Source organism: Hamadaea sp. (assembly GCF_013362815.1).
Lineage (GTDB): Bacteria > Actinomycetota > Actinomycetes > Mycobacteriales > Micromonosporaceae > Hamadaea.
On the sequence record NZ_JABFVK010000076.1, the window covers coordinates 22,621 to 42,284 of the forward strand.

The window sequence follows — 19,664 nt, forward strand, 5'->3', positions numbered from 1 at the left end:
TCGGGTAGCTTCGGTGAGCGATTGCACAGACCGCGGAAGTGAACGGCCGTTTAGACTGCGGCCCATGAGGACAGTGCTGATCGCCAACCGGGGTGAGATCGCCGTACGCGTCATCCGCGCCTGCCGGGACGCAGGTCTGCGCAGCGTGGCGGTCTACGCGGAGTCCGACCGCGACGCGCTGCACGCCAAGCTCGCCGACGAGGCGTACGCCCTGGGTGGCGAGACGGCGGCCGAGACCTATCTGCGCATCGACAAGCTGATCGAGGTCGCCGCGAAGGCGGGCGCCGACGCCGTCCACCCCGGATACGGGTTCCTCTCCGAGAACGCCGACTTCGCCCAGGCCGTCGCCGACGCCGGGCTGACCTGGATCGGGCCGACCCCGCAGGCGATCCGCGACCTCGGTGACAAGGTGACCGCCCGGCACATCGCCCAGCGCGCGGGCGCTCCCCTCGTCCCCGGTACGCCGGAGCCGGTCAAGAACGCGGCCGAGATCATCACCTTCGCCGAGCAGTACGGGCTGCCCGTCGCGATCAAAGCGGCCTTCGGCGGCGGCGGACGCGGCCTCAAGGTGGCTCGCACACTGGAGGAGATCCCGCATCTCTTCGAGTCCGCGACCCGTGAGGCGGTCGCCGCCTTCGGCCGGGGCGAATGCTTCGTCGAGCGCTACCTCGACCGGCCCCGGCACGTCGAGGCGCAGGTCCTCGCCGACCAGCACGGCAACGTCATCGTCGTCGGCACCCGCGACTGCTCGCTGCAACGCCGTCACCAGAAGCTGGTCGAGGAGGCCCCGGCTCCGTTCCTCACCGACGAGCAGCGCCGGGCGATCCACGAGTCGGCCAAGGCGATCTGCCGCGAGGCGAACTACCACGGCGCGGGGACTGTCGAGTACCTCGTCGGGCAGGACGGCACCATCTCGTTCCTCGAGGTCAACACGCGGTTGCAGGTGGAACACCCGGTCAGCGAGGAGACCACCGGCCTCGACCTCGTCCGCGAGCAGTTCCGGATCGCTGACGGCGAACCGTTGCGCTTCACCGAGGATCCGCAGCCGCGCGGCCACAGCATCGAGTTCCGCATCAACGGCGAAGACCCCGGTCGCGGCTTCCTGCCCGCTCCCGGCACGGTCACCGCGCTGACCCTGCCCGCCGGGCCCGGCGTACGGGTCGACACCGGGATCGAGGCCGGCAGCGTCATCGGCGGCAACTTCGACTCACTGCTGGCCAAGGTGATCGTGACCGGCGCGGGCCGGTCCGAGGCGCTGGAGCGGGCGCGCCGCGTACTCGACGAAATGGTCGTCGAGGGCATGGCCACCGTGCTGCCGTTCCATCGGCTCATCGTCCGCGACCCCGCCTTCACCACGGAGCCGTTCACCGTCCACACGCGATGGATCGAGACGGAGTGGTCCAACACCGTCGAACCGTTCAGCGCCGCGGCGGGCGTCGAGACGCCCGTGGACGACCGCGCGACCGTGGTGGTCGAGGTCGATGGCAAGCGCCTACTTGTACGCCTTCCGGCCGGACTGGGCTCGGTGGCTCCGGTCGCGGGTGGGGCCAAAGCAGCGCCCCGGCGCAGCAGTGTGAAGAAGGGGCAGTCGGCGGCGGCCAGTGGCGACTCCCTGACCGCGCCGATGCAGGGCACCATCGTGAAGATCGTGGTGGCCGAGGGTGACGAGGTAGCCGAGGGCGATCCCGTCGTCGTGCTCGAAGCCATGAAGATGGAGCAGCCGTTGACCGCGCACAAGGCCGGCAAGATCTCCGGCCTCACCGCGACGGTGGGCGAGGTCGTTCAGGCCGGCGCCGTCATCTGCACCATCTCCTGACCCCCGCCGCGTCGCGTTGATCATGAACCTAGGGTTCCACTTAAGGCCTTATGTGGAACCCTAGGTTCATGATCAACGCGACGGGGGCCGGCGGAACCGGGGGGCGGTGGGAGGGGGCCAACGGGGAGGGGGCGCGGTTATCCACAGGGGGTGTCGGCGGAGGTTCGGAACCGGTTAGCCTGCCGGAGTGACGGAACCCATCACTGTCGATACGGGGCGGCTGCGGCTGGTCGGCCGCGAGCTGAGCGACCAGTCCCGGGCCGTCCTGCTACCGGTCTGGGACACACTGAGCCGGCTGGGCATCCCGGCCGATCCGAATGCTGCGGGGGCCGAGGGGTCCGATGTGGCGGCCGGAATGACCACCTGCCTGACGGCGGTCACCGAAGAACTCCGTCGGTCGGCGGTCGAGTTGCAGGAGATCGGCGACGCCCTCGTGCGCTCGGCCCAAGACTATGAGCAGACCGATCGGGAGTCCAAGCGGCTGACCCGCGACATCGTGGACGACCGCGCGGATGTGCCCGTTCCGCATACCGACCCGTCGAGGTGGAAGCTGTGATCATTCCGCGCGAGACGATGAAGCGGCTCTACGGTGTGGGCGGCGACCTGAGCCGGTTGCCGGTCGGGCCCGAGTCCATCGATCAGCTGAACCGCCTGGTGGCGGCGGCGGCCACGCTGACCAGCCGAGTCTCGGTGACCGAACTCGACGAGGCGTACGCCGCCCTGCTGCAGAGCCCGGAGACGGTCGACGAGGCGGACCAGATCGTCGACGCCACCGAACGGGAGTTGACCAAACTCTGGGCCGGCACCGCGAGCCAGCGTGCCGCAGTCGACCTGACCGGCGCGCGCGCCCGGCTGGCCCGGATCCGGGCCGCCTCCCTGGCGACGACGACGGCCCTGGAGAAGCTGGACAGCCAGGTCGCCGAGGTCGACGGGGTGATCCGCCAGGGCAGCCAGCACCTGGCCGAGGCCGGCAGACTCCTTCCCGCGGTCGCCTCGGCCGCCGGGCAGTACGGCGACCGGGTGCAGTTCGAGCAGCTCTTCGAGCAGGCCCGGACGGCGGCGGTCAACGGAGCGGCGCTGGTCTTCCAGGCGTACCGGCGGTTCGACGAGGTCTGCGCGTCGGCCAAGGGCACCCTGGAGAAGATCGCCCGCGAGGTCGGAAACCCGGACGTCGTCACCGCCTCTCCCTAGCATGAGGACATGCGGTTCCTCACGGGCGCGACGCCCGCCCACGACCTGACCTACAACGACGTCTTCATGGCGCCGAGCCGCTCCGACGTCGGCTCGCGGCTGGAGGTCGATCTGTCCACGGGCGACGGCACCGGCTGCACGATCCCGATCGTGGTGGCCAACATGACCGCGGTGGCCGGGCGGCGGATGGCCGAGACGATCGCCCGGCGGGGCGGTCTCGTCGTCATCCCGCAGGACATCCCGATCGACGTCGTGACGGAGGTGATCGGCTGGGTCAAGGACAGGCATCTCGTCCACGACACGGCGATCACGCTCGGTCCGACCGACACCGTCGGCGACGCGATCCACCTGCTGCCGAAACGGGCGCACGGCGCGGTCGTCGTCGTGGACGCCGAGCGACGCCCGGTCGGCATCGTCACCGAGACCGACACTCTCGGTGTCGATCGGTTCGCCCAGCTGCGCCACGTGATGTCCGTCGACCCCTTGACCGTCGACGTCCGCGCCGATCCGCGTATCGCCTTCGACGCATTGTCGTCCGCGCGGCGGAAGGTAGCCCCGGTGATCGACCACGACGGACGCCTCGTGGGCATCGTGACCAGGGCCGGCGCGTTGCGCGCGACGCTGTACCGGCCCGCGTTGGACGAGAAGGGGCGGTTGCGGATCGCGGCGGCGATCGGCATCAACGGCGACGTGGCGGGCAAGGCCCGCGCATTGCTGGACGCGGGCGTGGACACCCTGGTCGTGGACACCGCGCACGGTCATCAAGAGCGCATGATCACCGCGTTGCGCGCGGTGCGGAGCCTGGAGCCGGCCGTCCCGATCGTGGCGGGCAACGTCGTGACCGCAGAAGGGGTACGCGACCTGGTGGAAGCCGGTGCCGACATTCTCAAGGTGGGGGTCGGACCGGGCGCGATGTGCACCACGCGGATGATGACCGGCGTGGGGCGACCGCAGTTCTCGGCCGTCCTCGACTGTGCCGCGGCCGCTCGTGACCTGGGCAAGACCGTGTGGGCCGACGGCGGCGTACGCCATCCGCGGGACGTGGCGCTCGCTCTGGCGGCCGGCGCGGCGAACGTGATGATCGGCTCGTGGTTCGCCGGGACCTACGAATCGCCCGGTGATCTCTACACCGACGCCGAGGGGCGGCGCTACAAGGAGAGCTTCGGGATGGCGTCGGCCCGGGCGGTCAGCGCGCGAACGGCCGACGACTCGCCGTTCGACCGCGCCCGCAAGGCGGTCTTCGAGGAGGGCATCTCCACGGCGAAGATGTACCTCGATCCCCAGCGGCCCGGAGTGGAGGACCTGCTGGACGAGATCGTCGCGGGCGTACGCAGTGCCTGCACCTATGCCGGAGCTCGTACGCTGGAGGAATTCCACTCGCGCGCGATCATCGGCGTGCAGTCGTCCGCCGGGTACGCCGAGGGCATGCCGTTGCCGACGAGTTGGTAGTCGCGTTGTAGCCAGTGCCGGTTGTGCGGGCTCCGACAACTTCGTCCGCACCGGCGGCGTCCTGCAGGGCATGAAGGCAAGGGCATGGTAGCCACCGTGATCGCAACCGGCATGGTCACCCGAAACGACGTCGAGGCCGCCGCCGCGCGTACCCGTAACGTCGTCCGGCATACGCCGCTGACGCTGGTGGAATCGGGCGTCTTCCCGGCCACCGTGATGCTGAAACTCGAGCAACTCCAGCACGCGGGCGGCTATCCGGTGCGGGGCGTGTTCAACCAGGTCATCGCCGGGTTGGAACGCCGCACCTTCGACCCGGACGCCGGTCTGGTCGCGGCGTACACCCCGGCGGTGGCGGCCGCCGTCGTCCACGTCGCCCGGCGACTCGACCTGCCCGTGACGGTCTTCGCACCCGCCTCTGCGGAAGCGAACGCGTCGACCACGCTCACAGTGGACGGTACGCTCGCCGACGCCCAGCTAGAGGCGGAACGCCACGCGCTCGCGACCGGCGGTCTGCACTGCCCCGGCCTCAGTCCGGAGTGCTGGGCGCAGATGGTCGCCGGGGCGGGCACGGTGGGGCTGGAACTGTGGACGCAGACGCTCGGGCAGCTCGACACCGTCGTCGTCCCCGAACGCGCCACCGCGCTGACCGCCGGGATCACCGCCGCCCTGGCCAGCCACGTACGCGTCGTCGAAGCGGTCAGTTCGCCCGAGCTGTGCGCGGTCGCTCGCCACGATTTGTGGGAGGAACGCCGCATCGCCGTCGACGACGTGGCCGCCTGCGCGTACGCGTACCTGCGGGAGGGGTATCGCCCGTCCGTCGGCGAACGGGTCGCCGTCGTGCTGAGCAGCGCCGACACCGCTCCGTCGCTCATCGTTCGGCCGACTTCCGAGCCGACTTCGGAGGTCGGCCCGACTTCCGAGCCGATTGCTCCGACATTGTCTGTATTGTCTGCTTAGGATGGCGCCATGACGCAGGCCGATTCGCCCTCCACCCTCGGCACCACCATCGATTACGACGCCAACGGCTACGACTATCAGCAGTACTGGCAAGGCCGGGACTACGAACTCTGGGCCGAAGACCGGGCGCTGCGCCGGCTGGTGCCCCGGCTGGGTGCGTACCGGTGGTTCGTGGACCTCGGCGGCGCGTTCGGCCGCAACTCGGGCTACTACCTCCCGAACGCCGACCGCGCGGTGATCCTCGACTACTCCGCGACCAACCTCACCAACGCCGCACGCCGCCATCCCGAGGCGGTCGCCTCCGGCCGGCTCGGCCTCGTCCGGTGCGACCTCAACGCCATCCCGTTCGCCGATCTGGCCTTCGACAGTGGGATGGTCATCCGCGTACTGCACCACCTGTCCGACGTCGACGGCGCGCTCGCCGAGATGGGCCGCATCGTCCGGTCGTCGTGGCTGGTCGACGTGCCGATCAAGCACCACCTGCTCGGTCTCGTCCGGGGCGCCGCGACCGGCCGTCTCCGGCAGATCCGCTCGGCCGAGCCGCTGATCACCGGGGCGAGCGACGAGAAGTACTTCAACTTCCAGCTGGACGCCGTCCGGGACCGGCTGACCGGCATCGGCTTCCAGACCCGCCTCGGCGCCAGCGCCAACAACTTCCGCCGTTGGGAGAGCCGGGTCCCCGACCAGGTCGCCCGGTACGCCCGCCCGCTCGTCCAAGGCATGGAAGCCGCGACGCAGGGCCTCGGCAAGGGCTGGCTGGGCCCGTCCCAGCTCGTCCTCGCCACCCGGGTGCCCGCCGTCGACTCGCCGTACGCCCCGTCTGCCGACGAGTCGTTCACCGATCGCATGGCGTGCCCGTCCTGCCGCGGCGCGCTCGCCTTCTCGGCGGACAGTGCTACCTGCTCGCCCTGCTCACGGAGCTATCCGAAGTCCGGCCCGTTCTGGGACTTCGTCTAGGCGCCCGTTACCTGGAGATCACGGTTATGCAGGCTTCCTAAGAGCCCGGGAAGCCTGCATAACCGTGATCTGGTGCCTACCGGAGGCGGGTGATGGTCACCGCGACCTGCTGTCCGGTCCCGCCCGCACCGGCGAACACCCCTTTGAGGGGTGGGACGTCGCCGTAGTCGCGACCTCGGCCGACGAGGACGTGACGTTCCCCGATGGGTACGCCGTTCGTCGGGTCGAACGAGCGCCACTCGCCGGACCACCACTCGATCCAGGCATGGCTCTGCCCGACCACCCGTTCCCCCAGTGCGGCGTTCGGCGTCGGGTGCAGATACCCGGAGACGTAGCGTGCTGGTACGCCCATCGCCCGGAGCAGGGCGATCGCCAGGTGCGAGATGTCCTGGCATACGCCTTGGCGCTGGCGCCAGACCTGGACGGCGTCGGTGAGCACGCCCGTCGTTCCGGGCACGTATTCGATCTCTGTGCGGAGCATCTCGCAGACCGCTCGGGCGGCTTCGTCCGGCGTACGGTGAGAGCGGCGCAGTTCGGTCGCCGTCTCGGTGAGTTCGGCGTCCAGCGCTGTCCGGGGCGTGGACAACAGCAGTTCGGCCCATCGGTCGGTGATCGCTGGGGCGTTCACCTCCGCCCAACCTGGGCCGTCAGCGTGGACCGCAGCGGGGCTGGAGGTCTCCACCACCGATTCGGCCACGACTTCCAGGGTCGCGTGCGGAACGTGCACGTCGAACGCGGTGACCAAGGTGCCCCAGTAATCGTGGTACTGAAAGGTCCGCGCCGAGGGCCGGACGGCAACCGAGGATTGCAGGACGATCTGGCGGGCGTCGGTGCCGGGGACCATCCGGGCCTCGTTGTAGGAGGAGACCACCGGACCGGCGTATTCGAACCCGGTGTGGTGCTCGACGCGTACTCGCCAGCCCATCACGCCACCGCCTTCGCGCTCCAGGCGACTGCCGCAGTCTGCCGGAAGTATCGGCCCGAGACCGCCTCGTTCACCTGGGAGCAGCTCCGCTCCAGGCCGGCGAGGACGGCCGGGAGGTCGTCGAGCAAGTGATCCGGCGACCGGTACGCGAGATCGGTGCGGGCGCGGCCGAGGATGCGCTGTGCTTCGGTGCCGACACCGACGCGGCCCCGGCCCGGCTCCAACTCGGCCAGGCAGTTCTCGGCACTGACCAGCGCGGCCAGCACCGATCGCGGGAACAACCGGTCCAGCAGCAGGAACTCGGCTGCGTGCCGATCGCTCAGCGACCCGCGGTACGTCCGTAGATAGGTCTCCCAAGCGCCGCAACTTCGGAGCAGCATCAGCCAGCTCGGGATGCTGCCGCCGGCTCGCGTATGCGTCGACAGCAGGCGGGCGGTCATGTCGACCCGTTCCACACTCCGGCCGAGCACCAGGAACAGCCAGCCTTCGTCACGGCTCATCGTGGCGTCCGCCAACCCGGCCAGCACGCTGCATCTTTCGCGTACCCATTGGAAGAAGGCGTGCACGCCGCGGACCTCGATCCGCGCGCGGGCGTCGCCCAGACCGAGCCACGTGGTGTTGAGGCATTCCCACATCTCGGAGCTGACGGTCTCGCGGCAGCCGCGGGCGTTCTCCCGCGCGGCGGCGAGCGCGCCGAGGACCGAGCTGGGGTCGCCGCGGTCGAGGCCGAGCCGTTCGACGACGGCGGTCAGACCCACGGCCTCCTGCGCGACCTGCACGCCCATGACGGACAGCAGGGAGCGGCAGGCCCGCTCCTCGTCGGTCCACGGATCCTGCAGCATCCGGTGCAGGTGGACGTCGAGAATGCGCGCGGTGTCCTCGGCCCGCTCGACGTAGCGGCCGATCCAGTAGAGCGACTCGGCGATGCGGCTCAGCACGACGTCACCGCCTGCTGCTGTTGCTGTTGCTGCTGCGCCAGGCCGCCGATGCCCGGGCCGGGATCCGGGAGGGCCGATTCCAGCGGCGGCGGCTCGGGCGCGCGCTGCATGGGCACCGGCATCCCGGACTCCGTGACCACCCAGGTGTCCTTGGAACCGCCGCCCTGGCTGGAGTTCACCACCAGCGCACCCTCCGGCAACGCCACCCGGGTGAGCCCGCCCGGCAGGACCGATATGGTCGTGCCGTCGTTCACCGCGAACGGCCGCAGATCGACGTGCCGCGGCCGCAACCGGTCGCCGATCAGCGTCGGCACGGTCGACAGGCGTACCTCGCGTTGTGCGATCCAGCCGCGCGGGTCGACCTCGATCCGCTGGGCGACCGCCGCCAACTGCTCCTCGGTCGCGGCCGAGCCGATCACGATGCCCGCGCCGCCCGACCCGTCGACCGGCTTGAGCACGAGCTGATCCAACCGGCTCAGCACGTCGGCGCGAACCTCCGGGTCGTCCAGCCGATAAGTCTCCACATTGGGCAGAATCGGCTCTTCGTTGAGGTAGTAGCGGATGAGGTCCGGCACGTACGTGTAGAGCAGCTTGTCGTCGGCGACGCCGTTGCCCACGGCGTTCGCGAGCGTCACCTTGCCCGCGCGCGCCGCGTTGAGCAGCCCGGCACAGCCCAGCACCGAATCCGCGCGGAACTGCACCGGATCGAGGAACTCGTCGTCGACCCGCCGGTAGATCACGTCCACCCGCCGCTCACCCGCCGTCGTGCGCATGGCCACCTCATTGCCCACGCAGATCAGGTCCCGGCCCTCGACCAGCTCGACGCCCATCTCCCGGGCCAGCAACGCGTGCTCGAAATAAGCAGAGTTGTGTACGCCGGGAGTCAGCACCACGACCGTCGGTTCGTCCATCCCCGACGCCGCCCGCAATGCTCGCAGCAACAGCGCCGGGTACGCCTCGACCGGCTGAATGCGGGTGGCCGCGAATACCTCGGGCAGTACGTGGGCCATCGCACGACGGTTCTCCATCACGTAGGAGACCCCGGACGGGATGCGTACGTTGTCCTCCAGGACTCGGAAGTCGCCTTGTTCGTCGCGGATCAAGTCCACGCCCGCCACGTGGACGCGTACGCCGTTGGCGGGGACGACTCCGGCCGCCTCTCGGTGAAAGTGGGCACTCGTCACCACGAGACGGCGCGGCACCACCCCGTCGGCGAGCACCTGACCCGGTCCGTAGACGTCGGCCAGAAACGCCTCCAGCGCGCGTACGCGTTGGACCACACCGGATTCGACGTGCCGCCACTGAGCGGCGGCGATGATCCGGGGGATGATGTCGAGCGGGAACGGCCGCTCGACGCCGCCGAGAGCGAACGTGATGCCCTGGTCGAGGAAGGCCCGGGCCAGCACGTCGGCCCGGACCCGCAGATCGCTGCCGGCGAGCGGCCGCAAGGTGGCGTGCAACGCGTCGTAGTCGGCGCGGGGAAGACCGGGGGCGTCGAACATCTCGTCCCAGACGGTCCCGGGCGCGCCGAGCGGGTAGTCCTCGAAAAGGTCCGCCATGCCCAGACGCTACGCGCAGTGCGTTGCAAATAGGTAAATCCGCTCACGTCGTGGACGCGTTTTGCGTTCGCTCCGGCGCTAGTCGGTCTGGTGCTGCATGAGCTGCCGAGCGGCCTCGGCGATGGAGCCGGACAGCGACGGGTAGATCGTGATGGTGTGCGCGACCTGATCCACCGTGAGGTGGTTCTCCACCGCCAAGGCGATCGGCATGATCAGCTCGCTGGCCTTGGGCGACACCACGACGCCGCCGACGACCTGCCCGGAGGCGGGCCGGCAGAAGAGCTTGATGAAGCCGTCCTCGATGCCGGCCATCTTCGCCCGGGCGTTGCCGCTCAGCGGCAGCATGACCTCCCGGGCCGGTACCTTTCCGCTGATCACCGCCTCCTGGCTCACGCCGACGGTGGCCAGCTCGGGATCGGTGAAAACGTTGGCCGCGACCGTCTTGAGGCGCAGCGGCGCGACGGCCTCACCCAGCGCGTGCCACATGGCGATCCGGCCCTGCATCGCCGCCACACTGGCGAGCGGCAGTACGCCGGTGCAGTCGCCGGCGGCGTAGATGCCGGGCACGTTCGTCCGGGAGACGCGGTCCACCGAGACGTAGCCGCCCGGTGCGACGGCGACGCCGTACTCGACCAGCCCCAGGTCGGCGGTGTTCGGCACCGACCCCACTGCCATCAGGCAGTGCGAACCGGTCACGGTGCGGCCGTCGGCCAACGCCACCTCGACCGTGTCGCCGACACGGCGTACGGCCGAGGCTCTGGAATTGTTCATGATCTGCATGCCGCGGGCCCGGAAGACCCGCTCGATGGCCATGGCCGCGTCAGCGTCTTCGTGCGGCATGACGCGGTCGCGGCTGGAGACCAGGGTGACCTGCACCCCCATGGCCAGGTACGCCGACGCGAACTCGGCGCCGGTGACGCCGGAGCCCACCACGATCAGATGCTCGGGCAGGGCGGGCAGGTCGTAGACCTGACGCCAGGTCAGGATGCGCTCGCCGTCCGGCTCGGCGTCGGCGAGGATGCGCGGCGTCGCCCCGGTCGCGATGAGCACCGTCCCGGCATCGATCGAATACTCTGCGTGATCGCCGGAGGGCTTGATGTGGATCTTGTGCCGATGGCCGAGGGAGTCCTCACCGAGCCGCGCGCGTCCGTGAACGACGCTTACGCCCGCCTTTATCAACTTGGTATGAATGTCCGTCGACTGCGCGGCGGCGAGACGCTTCACCCGTTCGTGCACGGCCGGCGCGTCGACGGTGATGGCTTCCAGCCCGTCCGAGTGGATGCCGAACCCTTCGGTGTCGCGATAGCCGGTGACCACGTCTGAGCTGGCGATGAAGGTCTTCGACGGTACGCAGTCGTGCAGGACGCAGGCACCGCCTGCGCCGTCCGCCTCGACCACGGTGACATCCGCGTCGAGTTGCGCGGCGACGAGCGCCGCCTCATAGCCGGCCGGTCCCCCACCGATGATCACAATCCGGTTCACGGCGATTTTCCCCTGTTTGTCCACACGGTCGTCTGAGCGTCTTTCGAGCCCGCGCGACATGCGACACGCCACGCCATATTCTCTCGTACGCCCCAGGCGGACTATCGTCATCGCCGTGCGTCATTACGCTGCGTACGGCTCCAACCTCGACCCCGCCCGAATGCGAGCCTACTGCCCGCACTCGCCGATGGTCGGCGTGGGCTGGCTGGAAGGTTGGCGAATCACCTTCGCCGGCGAAGAGGTCATCGGGTGGGAGGGCGCCGTCACGACGATCGTCGAGTCGCCGGGCGACCGTGTCTTCGTGTCGCTCTACGACGTGCATCCCTGGGACGAGTCGCAACTCGACGAGGTCGAGGGCGTCGTCGCGGGGACCTACCGCAAGCTGCACGTGCGCGTGCACGCGCTGGACGGGGACGTCACCGCCTGGGTCTACGTCTTCAACGGGTACGAGGGCGGCCTGCCGACGGTCTGGTATCTGAACGAGATCGCGAACGCCGCCGCCAAGGCCGGCGCCCCCGACGATTACGTCGCGGACCTCCGGGCGCGGCCGACGCGCAACAACTCGATCTGACCCGCCCGCCGGTCAGAAGCGGGCGGAGAGGCCGAGCTGGGCGGGCTGGACCACCCGAGCCAGCCCGACCAGCAGTTCCAGCCATTCGTCGCGTTCCAGGCCCGTGAGGGCGGTCAGCGCACCGGCCACGATCCGGTCGGCGACCGCGTTTGCCCAGGCGCGCCGCCGGGCCAGGTGCCCGACGGCCGGAAAGGGCGGCTGCCACCCGTACGCCACGGCTCCGGCTTCGCCTTCGGGTCCGGAGAGCAGCGCCTGAACCGGGGACAGTCCGGCGGCTGCCTGTGCCACCAGGGCGGCCCCGGCCCGCAGTTCGGTGAGCAGGTACAGGCATACGCCGGCGAGTTCGGCCGGGGCGTCGTCGGGGACGGGCATCCGCCGCCAGGCCGCGTACAGGGGCAGGGCCGACGCGTCGGCATCCCGGAGGACCCGGCCGGTCAGCACCACGAACCTCGGCAGCCCGGGGAGGCCGGTCAACTCGTCCCGGCCCCAGCGGCAGCATTGCGCCATCCGCTCGGCGGCGATCGCGGGGACCGGCATGACCGCCCGGGCCGACTCGTACGCGTCGCGTACGGCATCGGGGTGGATCAAGCCCATCGCCGCCGCCGCGACGTGGGAGTCGACGTCGCCGAGCGCGCCCGCCCGGCCGGCGACGGTGAACACCCAGGCCGACAGCCCCAGTTCCCGGGCATGCCGCAGGGTACGCGGGCACCGCGTCCACGCGCTCCCCAACGCCTCGATGCTTGGACGGCTGGCGGCCGCGGTCTGCTCCGGCGTCACGCCAGAGAAGACTACGCGGTAACCGTCGTGCCCGGCTCGAGGCGGGAATAGGGGGCGAGGGCGAGCTTGGTGAGGCTGCCGTCCACCACCATGTGCCCGAACTCGTTGAGCAGTCCATCGTGGAGGGCGTACACCTGCCGCGGCGAAATGGCCCGGATGAAGTCGACCGACTCCGACGCCTTCAGCCACGGCCCGCTCACCGGCACGAACAACGTCTCGACGTTCGCGCCCTCGGGCACGTCGAACGAATCGCCCGGGTGGTACACGGAGTCCTCGACGAGGAAGCCGAGGTTGGGCACCGGCGTCACCTCCGGATGCAGCAACGCGTGCAGCCCGCCGTAGGCCTTCACCCCGAAGCCGGCGGCGGAGAAGGCGTCGCCCGAGGACACCGTATGGGTGACGCCTTCCAGCTCGGCGAGCTTGGCGATGACGGCTTCGTGGGCGTACACCGCGACCGACGGGCGCTTCGCCAGCGCGTCGGCCAGCTTGCCGACGTCCAGGTGGTCGAAGTGCTCGTGGGTGATCAGGATCGCGTCGACGCCGTCCAGCGCCGCCGGATCCGCCCACGGCCCGGGGTCGATCACCAGGACCGCGCCGTCGCGCTCGATCCGGACACAGGAATGCTCGAACTTGGTCACTCTCACGCCGATCAGCTTAGGAACCGGCGGCTCCAGGCGCGCGTCATAGGCCCATGTTGGTACGCCGAAAGACCGTAGCGCTCGCGTTGGCGGGCCTGGCGCTGGTGTTCGTCGCAGGTTGTGGCGCCAGCGATAAGAACTCGTCCGACAGTGGTGGAGCCGCTCCGGCGGTCAACCCGGAGGGCGTTGGGGACCTCGGGGCGAAAACCGCCAACGGGGCCGATCAGAGCACCACAAGCGGGCAGGGCAGCGGGCAGGTTCCCGAGGTGGGCCGGGCGATCGTCTACAACGGGCAGATCACCGTACGCGTCGACGACGTCGAGCTGGCCGCGCAACGGGTCCGGTCGGCCGCCACCGGTGTCGGCGGTTTCGTGGGCTCGGAGAAGAGCACCAGCGGGGGTTCCCGGGCGCAGTCCTCGATCACGATCCGGGTGCCGGCCGACAAGTTCGACTCGGTCCTGGCCGACGCCGCCAAGCTCGGCAAGGAACTGGACCGCTCGGTGAACGCCGAGGACGTGACGGCGACAGTCGTGGACTTGGAAGCCCGGATCAAGGCGCAACAGGCCAGTGTGGACAGCGTACGCCGGATGTTCGCGCAGGCCACGAAGCTCACGGAGATCGTGCAGCTCGAGCAGGAGCTGTCTCGCCGGCAGGCCGAGCTGGACGCCTTGCTGGCCAAGCAACGCCGCCTCGACGACCTCGTGAAGCTGTCCACCATCACGGTGACGCTGGTCGGCCCGGATACGCCCTACGTGGAGCCCAAGACCGAGGATCCGTCGTTCTTCGGCGGGCTGAAGGCCGGCTGGAACACCTTCGTCGTCATCCTGAAGGTGGCGTCGGCCGTCCTCGGCTTCCTGCTGCCGTTCCTGATCGTCGCGGCCGTCGTCCTGGTGCCGCTCTGGTGGCTGCTCCGGCGTCGCCGGACCGCCCGACCGGTCGCCGTTGATCAAGGAGTCAAGGACGTCGACACGCCGACAGACGGAACCTTGGGTTCATGATCAACGCTTAGGCAGGGGGCTGACCCGCCCCCTGCCTAGAAGAAGCTGGACAGAGCCGCGAGCGCCGTGTGGACCATGGTGCGGACGCCGTAGCCGATGCACCGTTCGTCCACGTCGAAGCCGGACTGGTGGATGTCCAGCTTGACGTCGCTGCCCGGGGTGCTGGTGCCGAGGCGGATCATCGCGCCCGGCACCTGTTCGAGGTAGAAGGCGAAGTCCTCACCCCCCATGCTGATCTCGGCCTCGACCACCCGGTCGGCGCCGAGCGCAGCGCCGGCGGCGGCCGCGATGACGGCGGTGGCCATGCGGTCGTTGATGACCGGTGGCACGCCGCGGGTGTACCGGACGTCGACGCCCGCGCCGGTGGCCGAGACCACGTCCTTGATCAGGTTGGTGATCAGGTCGGGCGCGGCCTGCCAGGCTTCCTTGTTGAGAATGCGGACGGTCGCCTTGGCCTGTCCCTCGATCGGGATGGCGTTGGCCGCCTCGCCGGCGTGCACCGCGCCGAAGACCATCGAGACCCCGGCGCGCGGGTCTACCCGGCGGTCCAACAGAGCCGGCGCGTCGACGATCACCCGGGCGAGCGCGTGCACCAGATCGGCGGTGAGGTGCGGCCGGGCCGTGTGCCCGCCCTTGCCGGTCAGCCGCACCTCGACGGTGTCGGCGGCGGCGGTGAACGGGCCCGAGCGGACTCCGATCAGACCGGCCGGCAGCTGCGGCGCGCAGTGCAGCGCGTAGATCGCCGCGACGTCCTTCAACGCCCCGGCTGAGATCATCTCCGGCGCGCCCGAGGGGAACTTCTCCTCGGACGGCTGGAACACCAGCCGCACCCGACCGGGCAGCTCACCGCGCTGGTCGAGCTGGGCCAGCGCGAGGCCGACACCCAGCAGAACCGTGGTGTGGACGTCGTGGCCGCAGGCGTGCGCGGCGCCCGGAACTTGGCTGCGGTAGGGCACGTCCTTGGTGTCCGGCAGCGGCAACGCATCGAGATCGGCCCGCAACGCGATGACCCGGTCACCGGTGCCGATGTCGCACAGGAGCCCATTGCCGCGCGGCAGGAACTTGGGCTGCAGGCCGGCGACGGCCAGCTCCCGGGCGACCAGGGCTGCGGTCTCGAACTCGTGACCGGACAGTTCCGGGTGCGCGTGAATGTGACGGCGTACGGCGACGAGCTCCGCGCCTCGGGCGGCAAGCCAGCGGTCGAGTTGACCGGGTAGCGGATCGGCCCCAGGCAAAGTCTCGGGCCAAGTCGACGTAAGCGTGCTGCTCTCCGGCAGCGTTAGCGCACTCGTCACGGCAAGATCTCGATCTCGATTGACAGTGGGACAAACCTCGACAAGCCTAGCCCCAGACCCGTAACTCTGCGCAACGTCATTGCGGTAGCGGTTGCGTCGCTGAGTGTCACGTCCTCCCAGGTAGAGAGACTCCGTGGCAGTTTTCGTCGTCGGCATAGACCCTTACACCTCTCACAACGCGTGACGGCTGTGGATGTGACGCACACCCGGTCGACCGGTTACGCGGTTCCCCCGCAATGTCACCTGACGTGGGTATTCCGTCGGGTTCCCCAGGCACGATCACTCTTTCCCCGGTACGCGCGTCGCACACCTGGTGCGAGTAGTCGACTGAGTGGAGGTTCAGGGAAGCCGTCCGAGCGACCGCCGACGACGAATCGTCCGACCGGACGCCTCGATCAGAACCGATCGGCCGGGCGGTATGTCCCCCACACGTCGCGGAGAGCGTGACAGACCTCGCCGACGGTCGCCCGGGCAGCCAGCGCCTCTTTCATCGGATAGAGGATGTTCTCGGTGCCCTCGGCGGCCTTCTTCAGCTGAGCGAGCGCGCTGGAAACCGTGCTGTTGTCCCGATCCCGGCGCACTGCGGCGAGCCGGTCGGCCTGCGCCTGCTCGATCGTCGGATCGACTCGGAGCGGCTCATAGGGCTCCTCTTCGTCCAGCGTGAACCGGTTCACGCCGACGACGGTGCGCTCGCCGGAGTCGATCTCCTGAGCCACCCGGTACGCCGAAGCCTCGATCTCCCGCTTCTGGAAGCCGGCCTCGATGGCGTCCACGGAGGAGCCGTACTCGAAGACGCGCTGGATCAACTCGTCGGCGGCCTGCTCGATCTCGTCGGTGAGCGCCTCGACGACGTAGGAACCGGCGAACGGGTCGACCGTGGCGGTCAGATCCGTTTCATAGGCCAGGATCTGCTGCGTACGCAGGGCCAGGCGAGCCGCCTTCGCCGTGGGCAGCGCGATCGCCTCGTCGTACGAATTCGTGTGCAGGGACTGCGTACCACCGAGGACCGCGCCCAAACCCTGCACCGCGACCCGGACGAGGTTGACCTCGGGCTGCTGCGCGGTGAGCTGCACGCCCGCGGTCTGCGTGTGGAACCGCAGCATCCAGGACTTCGGGTCCTTCGCGCCGAACTCCTCGCGCATGATCCGGGCCCAGATCCGGCGGGCCGCCCGGAACTTGGCGACCTCCTCCAGCAGGGTCGTACGCGCGACGAAGAAGAACGACAACCGGGGCGCGAAGTCGTCGACGGCGAGCCCGGCCGCGATCGCCGCCCGCACGTACTCGATGCCGTTGGCCAGCGTGAACGCGATCTCCTGCACGGGCGTCGCGCCCGCCTCGGCCATGTGGTAGCCGCTGATCGAGATCGTGTTCCACTTCGGGACCTCGGCCCGGCAGTACGCGAACGTGTCCGCCACCAGCCGCAGCGACGGCTTCGGCGGGAAGATGTAGGTACCTCGGGCGATGTACTCCTTCAGGATGTCGTTCTGGATCGTCCCGTTGAGCGCCTTGCCCGGTACGCCCGACTTCTCCGCCACCAGCTGGTAGAGCAACAGGAGAACGCTGCCGGGGGCATTGATCGTCATACTCGTCGACACCTTGTCGAGCGGTATGCCGTCGAACAGCACGCCCATGTCCTCGACCGAGTCGATCGCGACGCCCACCTTGCCGACCTCGCCGTGCGCGATCGGCTCGTCGGAGTCGTAGCCCATCTGCGTAGGCAGGTCGAAGGCGACCGAGAGGCCCATCGTCCCCGCCGCAAGCAGCTGGTGATAGCGGGCGTTGGACTCCGCCGCGGTGCCGAACCCGGCGTACTGCCGCATCGTCCACGGTCGCGTCGTGTACATCGTCGGATAGACGCCCCGGGTGAACGGATACTCGCCCGGCTGCTCCTCTACGCGTTCCGGCACGTCAGAGGACCCGTAGACGGGCTTGAGCGGGAAGCCGGACTCGCTTAGCCGACGTTCAGTCATACCGCTGATCGTAGGATGCGCCGCCCGGACGGCGGATGAGGTCTTTCCCACAGGCTGTTCTACAACTCCTTTCGGGCGCTGGATCAGGGTTCCGGGAACTCCTTCGGGCGCTGGATCAGGGTTCCGGGCCGAAATCTTGGGTCAAGATTCGACCGCGAACCCTGATCCAGCGCGAAAGCGGGCCGAGCACGGCGGAGCGCGGCCGAGCGGGCGGCCGGTGACGGAGAGTGGTCACTCGGCTCGGCTTTCATTTGCCACATTTCTCACGCAGAATGGGGCGGTTGGCCGATCCCCACCCCGGGTACCCAGGCCCGTCCGACCGGCCACTGCACACAGTTCCCCACGAGACGGCGGCAAAGTGACTACCCCCATGCCCACCACCTGGAACAGCTCCCCCGGCGACGGACGAGCGGCGCCGGGCACCGTGATCGGCGGGCGCTACTCCCTGCGTACCTCGATCGGCACCGGCGGCATGGGCACGGTCTGGCGTGCCTCCGACACCCTGCTGCGGCGGGATGTCGCCGTGAAGGAGGTCGTCTGCCCGCCCGGGATGGCGGCGACCGACCGGGACGCGATGTACGAGCGGACGATGCGGGAGGCGCGCGCCGCCGCCGCGCTGGCGCACCCGAGCGTCGTCCAGGTCTACGACGTCGTCACCGAGGGCGGCCGGCCGTGGATCGTGATGGAACTGCTCGACGCTCGCAGCCTGGCCGACATGGTCATCGAGGGCGGTCCGCTGGCTCCGCGTACGGTGGCCAAGATCGGCGTGGCCCTGCTCGGCGCGCTCGAGGTGGCTCACGCGGCCGGCGTGCTGCATCGCGATGTGAAGCCCGCCAATGTGCTGATCTGCCAGGACGGCCGCTGCGTGCTCACCGACTTCGGCGTTGCCCGGATGCCCAGCGACGTGCAGCTCACGACGCCGGGGATGGTGCTGGGCTCGCCGCACTTCATCTCGCCGGAGCGGGCCATGGGGCACGCCTTCGGGCCGCCCAGCGACCTGTTCTCGCTCGGCGTCACGCTGTTCACCGCGGTCGAGGGGCGTCCGCCGTTCGACAAGGGCGATCCGCTGGCCACCATGCACGCAGTCGTCGAGGAGCCGCCCGCGCCGATGCAGCTGGCCGGGCCGCTCACGGAGGTCCTCGGCGGGCTGCTGATCAAGGACCCGGGCCGCCGCTGGGACGTCGCGCGGGCCCGGGTGACCCTTCGTGAGCTGCTCGCCAACGACCTGGCCCAGCAGCCCAGCACGCCCAGCTACACCGACCCGTGGTCGGTCATGCCGACGCCGCAGGGCCAGTGGACCGACCCGACCGCGGTCGCGCCGACCAGCCCGCCCGTCGCGACCAAGCCGCCCAAGCAGGTCGGCGGCCGGGCGCTGCTGGCCACCGGTGACATGCCGCAGTTCCCCGGGGGCGGCAACCTGCCGCCGGGTCCGCCGATGGGCGGGACGATGCAGGCCACCGGTGCGATGCCGCAGTTGCCGACCGGCGCGATGCCGCCCGTTCAGCGCTCTGCCGGCTCGGTCGCCGACAAGGTCCGCGGGCTGCCCAAGGGCGCTCGGATCGGGCTGGCCGCCGGGGTCGCCGCCGTGGTCCTGATCGGCGCGATCGTCATCGCGAGCAATCTGTTCGGCGGCTCGGGCACGCCCGAGGCGAACGGCACCTCGCCGGGGCCACAGCCGAGCGCCAGCGCGCCGGCGAGCCCGCAGGCCCAGCCGGTGGTCTACACCGGCAAGGGCTACAAGATCACCTTCCCCATCGGCTGGAAGAAGGGCAGCGGCGTCGCCAACGGCATCGAGTATCGCGATCCGAAGGTGTCCAACCGCTACGTGCGCGTCCAGGTCTACAGCGGGAAGAACGTCGAGAGCGCGGTCAACTCGAAGGTCACCGATCTGCAGAAGACGAGCACCTGCGAGACCTACGAGCAGGTCGGCATCACGCCGACGACGCTCGCCGCGCAGGAAGGCAGCCAGCTGGAGTACCTGTGCACGCCGAAGGGCATGGACCAGCGCCACGGCACGTACACGGTGATCACTTCGGGCGGCAAGACCTACCGCATCCAGACCTCGACCGAGGCCAGCGACTGGGACGAGGCGAAGACGGTCTTCGAGGAGATCGCGCAGAGTTTCGCGCTCATCTAGGACA

At 69.7% G+C, this 19,664-nt stretch carries 17 protein-coding genes; 9 read left to right on the plus strand and 8 right to left on the minus strand.

The features are described 5' to 3' along the window. Nucleotides 1-64 precede the first annotated feature (64 nt). The 6 genes from HOV77_RS29085 to HOV77_RS29110 all read left to right on the plus strand — a co-directional run bounded on the left by HOV77_RS29085 (nucleotide 65) and on the right by HOV77_RS29110 (nucleotide 6,370). Nucleotides 65-1,816 (plus strand): biotin carboxylase N-terminal domain-containing protein, encoded by a 1,752-nt coding sequence (locus tag HOV77_RS29085; protein ID WP_290867717.1) that lies wholly within the window; start codon nucleotides 65-67, stop codon nucleotides 1,814-1,816. Nucleotides 1,817-2,003: 187 nt separating this feature from the next. After that, nucleotides 2,004-2,372 (plus strand): hypothetical protein, encoded by a 369-nt coding sequence (locus HOV77_RS29090; protein WP_290867720.1) that lies wholly within the window; start codon nucleotides 2,004-2,006, stop codon nucleotides 2,370-2,372. Continuing rightward, nucleotides 2,369-3,007: a hypothetical protein gene (locus HOV77_RS29095; RefSeq protein WP_290867722.1), complete on the plus strand. Its 639-nt coding sequence runs from the start codon at nucleotides 2,369-2,371 to the stop codon at nucleotides 3,005-3,007. The genes HOV77_RS29090 and HOV77_RS29095 overlap by 4 nt, the downstream gene beginning before the upstream one ends. Before the next feature lie 9 nt (nucleotides 3,008-3,016). Beyond that, the gene (locus tag HOV77_RS29100) at nucleotides 3,017-4,456 is read left to right on the plus strand and encodes a GuaB1 family IMP dehydrogenase-related protein (RefSeq protein WP_290867725.1); all 1,440 of its coding nucleotides are present in this window, start codon (nucleotides 3,017-3,019) and stop codon (nucleotides 4,454-4,456) included. An 84-nt stretch (nucleotides 4,457-4,540) separates the two neighbouring features. Beyond that, nucleotides 4,541-5,413: a pyridoxal-phosphate dependent enzyme gene (locus tag HOV77_RS29105; protein WP_290867727.1), complete on the plus strand. Its 873-nt coding sequence runs from the start codon at nucleotides 4,541-4,543 to the stop codon at nucleotides 5,411-5,413. Between the two features lie 9 nt (nucleotides 5,414-5,422). Continuing rightward, the gene (locus tag HOV77_RS29110) at nucleotides 5,423-6,370 is read left to right on the plus strand and encodes a class I SAM-dependent methyltransferase (protein ID WP_290867730.1); all 948 of its coding nucleotides are present in this window, start codon (nucleotides 5,423-5,425) and stop codon (nucleotides 6,368-6,370) included. A gap of 76 nt (nucleotides 6,371-6,446) precedes the next feature. Here HOV77_RS29110 and HOV77_RS29115 read toward each other — a convergent pair whose 3' ends face one another. The 4 genes from HOV77_RS29115 to HOV77_RS29130 all read right to left on the minus strand — a co-directional run bounded on the left by HOV77_RS29115 (nucleotide 6,447) and on the right by HOV77_RS29130 (nucleotide 11,274). Continuing rightward, a complete protein-coding gene (locus tag HOV77_RS29115) occupies nucleotides 6,447-7,295 on the minus strand; it encodes a transglutaminase family protein (protein ID WP_290867822.1) in 849 nt (282 codons plus the stop codon). Then, nucleotides 7,295-8,233: an alpha-E domain-containing protein gene (locus HOV77_RS29120; RefSeq protein WP_290867733.1), complete on the minus strand. Its 939-nt coding sequence runs from the start codon at nucleotides 8,231-8,233 to the stop codon at nucleotides 7,295-7,297. Before HOV77_RS29120 ends, HOV77_RS29115 begins: the two co-directional genes overlap by 1 nt. Further along, nucleotides 8,227-9,792: a circularly permuted type 2 ATP-grasp protein gene (locus HOV77_RS29125; protein ID WP_290867735.1), complete on the minus strand. Its 1,566-nt coding sequence runs from the start codon at nucleotides 9,790-9,792 to the stop codon at nucleotides 8,227-8,229. Before HOV77_RS29125 ends, HOV77_RS29120 begins: the two co-directional genes overlap by 7 nt. A gap of 78 nt (nucleotides 9,793-9,870) precedes the next feature. Further along, nucleotides 9,871-11,274 (minus strand): NAD(P)H-quinone dehydrogenase, encoded by a 1,404-nt coding sequence (locus HOV77_RS29130; RefSeq protein WP_290867738.1) that lies wholly within the window; start codon nucleotides 11,272-11,274, stop codon nucleotides 9,871-9,873. Nucleotides 11,275-11,389: 115 nt separating this feature from the next. Here HOV77_RS29130 and HOV77_RS29135 point away from each other — a divergent pair, with 115 nt between their 5' ends. Next, complete coding sequence (locus HOV77_RS29135; RefSeq protein ID WP_290867741.1) at nucleotides 11,390-11,845, plus strand: gamma-glutamylcyclotransferase family protein; 456 nt, start codon at nucleotides 11,390-11,392, stop codon at nucleotides 11,843-11,845. 12 nt (nucleotides 11,846-11,857) lie between these two features. Here HOV77_RS29135 and HOV77_RS29140 read toward each other — a convergent pair whose 3' ends face one another. Together HOV77_RS29140 and HOV77_RS29145 are read right to left on the minus strand one after the other, a co-directional pair. Further along, on the minus strand, nucleotides 11,858-12,622 hold the full coding sequence (locus HOV77_RS29140) for a hypothetical protein (protein ID WP_290867744.1): 765 nt from the start codon (nucleotides 12,620-12,622) through the stop codon (nucleotides 11,858-11,860). A gap of 11 nt (nucleotides 12,623-12,633) precedes the next feature. Next, nucleotides 12,634-13,266, minus strand: coding sequence for an MBL fold metallo-hydrolase (locus HOV77_RS29145; protein ID WP_290867747.1), 633 nt, complete (start codon nucleotides 13,264-13,266; stop codon nucleotides 12,634-12,636). Between the two features lie 47 nt (nucleotides 13,267-13,313). On the opposite strand from HOV77_RS29145, the gene HOV77_RS29150 reads away from it, so the two are divergent. Then, a complete protein-coding gene (locus HOV77_RS29150; RefSeq protein WP_290867750.1) occupies nucleotides 13,314-14,258 on the plus strand; it encodes a DUF4349 domain-containing protein in 945 nt (314 codons plus the stop codon). Between the two features lie 35 nt (nucleotides 14,259-14,293). Here HOV77_RS29150 and HOV77_RS29155 read toward each other — a convergent pair whose 3' ends face one another. Next, entirely contained in the window at nucleotides 14,294-15,553 is a 1,260-nt protein-coding gene (locus tag HOV77_RS29155; RefSeq protein WP_290867752.1) for an amidohydrolase, read from the minus strand. 395 nt (nucleotides 15,554-15,948) lie between these two features. Beyond that, nucleotides 15,949-17,523, minus strand: coding sequence for an acyl-CoA mutase large subunit family protein (locus tag HOV77_RS29160; protein ID WP_290867755.1), 1,575 nt, complete (start codon nucleotides 17,521-17,523; stop codon nucleotides 15,949-15,951). Nucleotides 17,524-17,893: 370 nt separating this feature from the next. Here HOV77_RS29160 and HOV77_RS29165 point away from each other — a divergent pair, with 370 nt between their 5' ends. Further along, on the plus strand, nucleotides 17,894-19,660 hold the full coding sequence (locus HOV77_RS29165; protein ID WP_290867758.1) for a serine/threonine-protein kinase: 1,767 nt from the start codon (nucleotides 17,894-17,896) through the stop codon (nucleotides 19,658-19,660). Nucleotides 19,661-19,664: the final 4 nt, after the last annotated feature.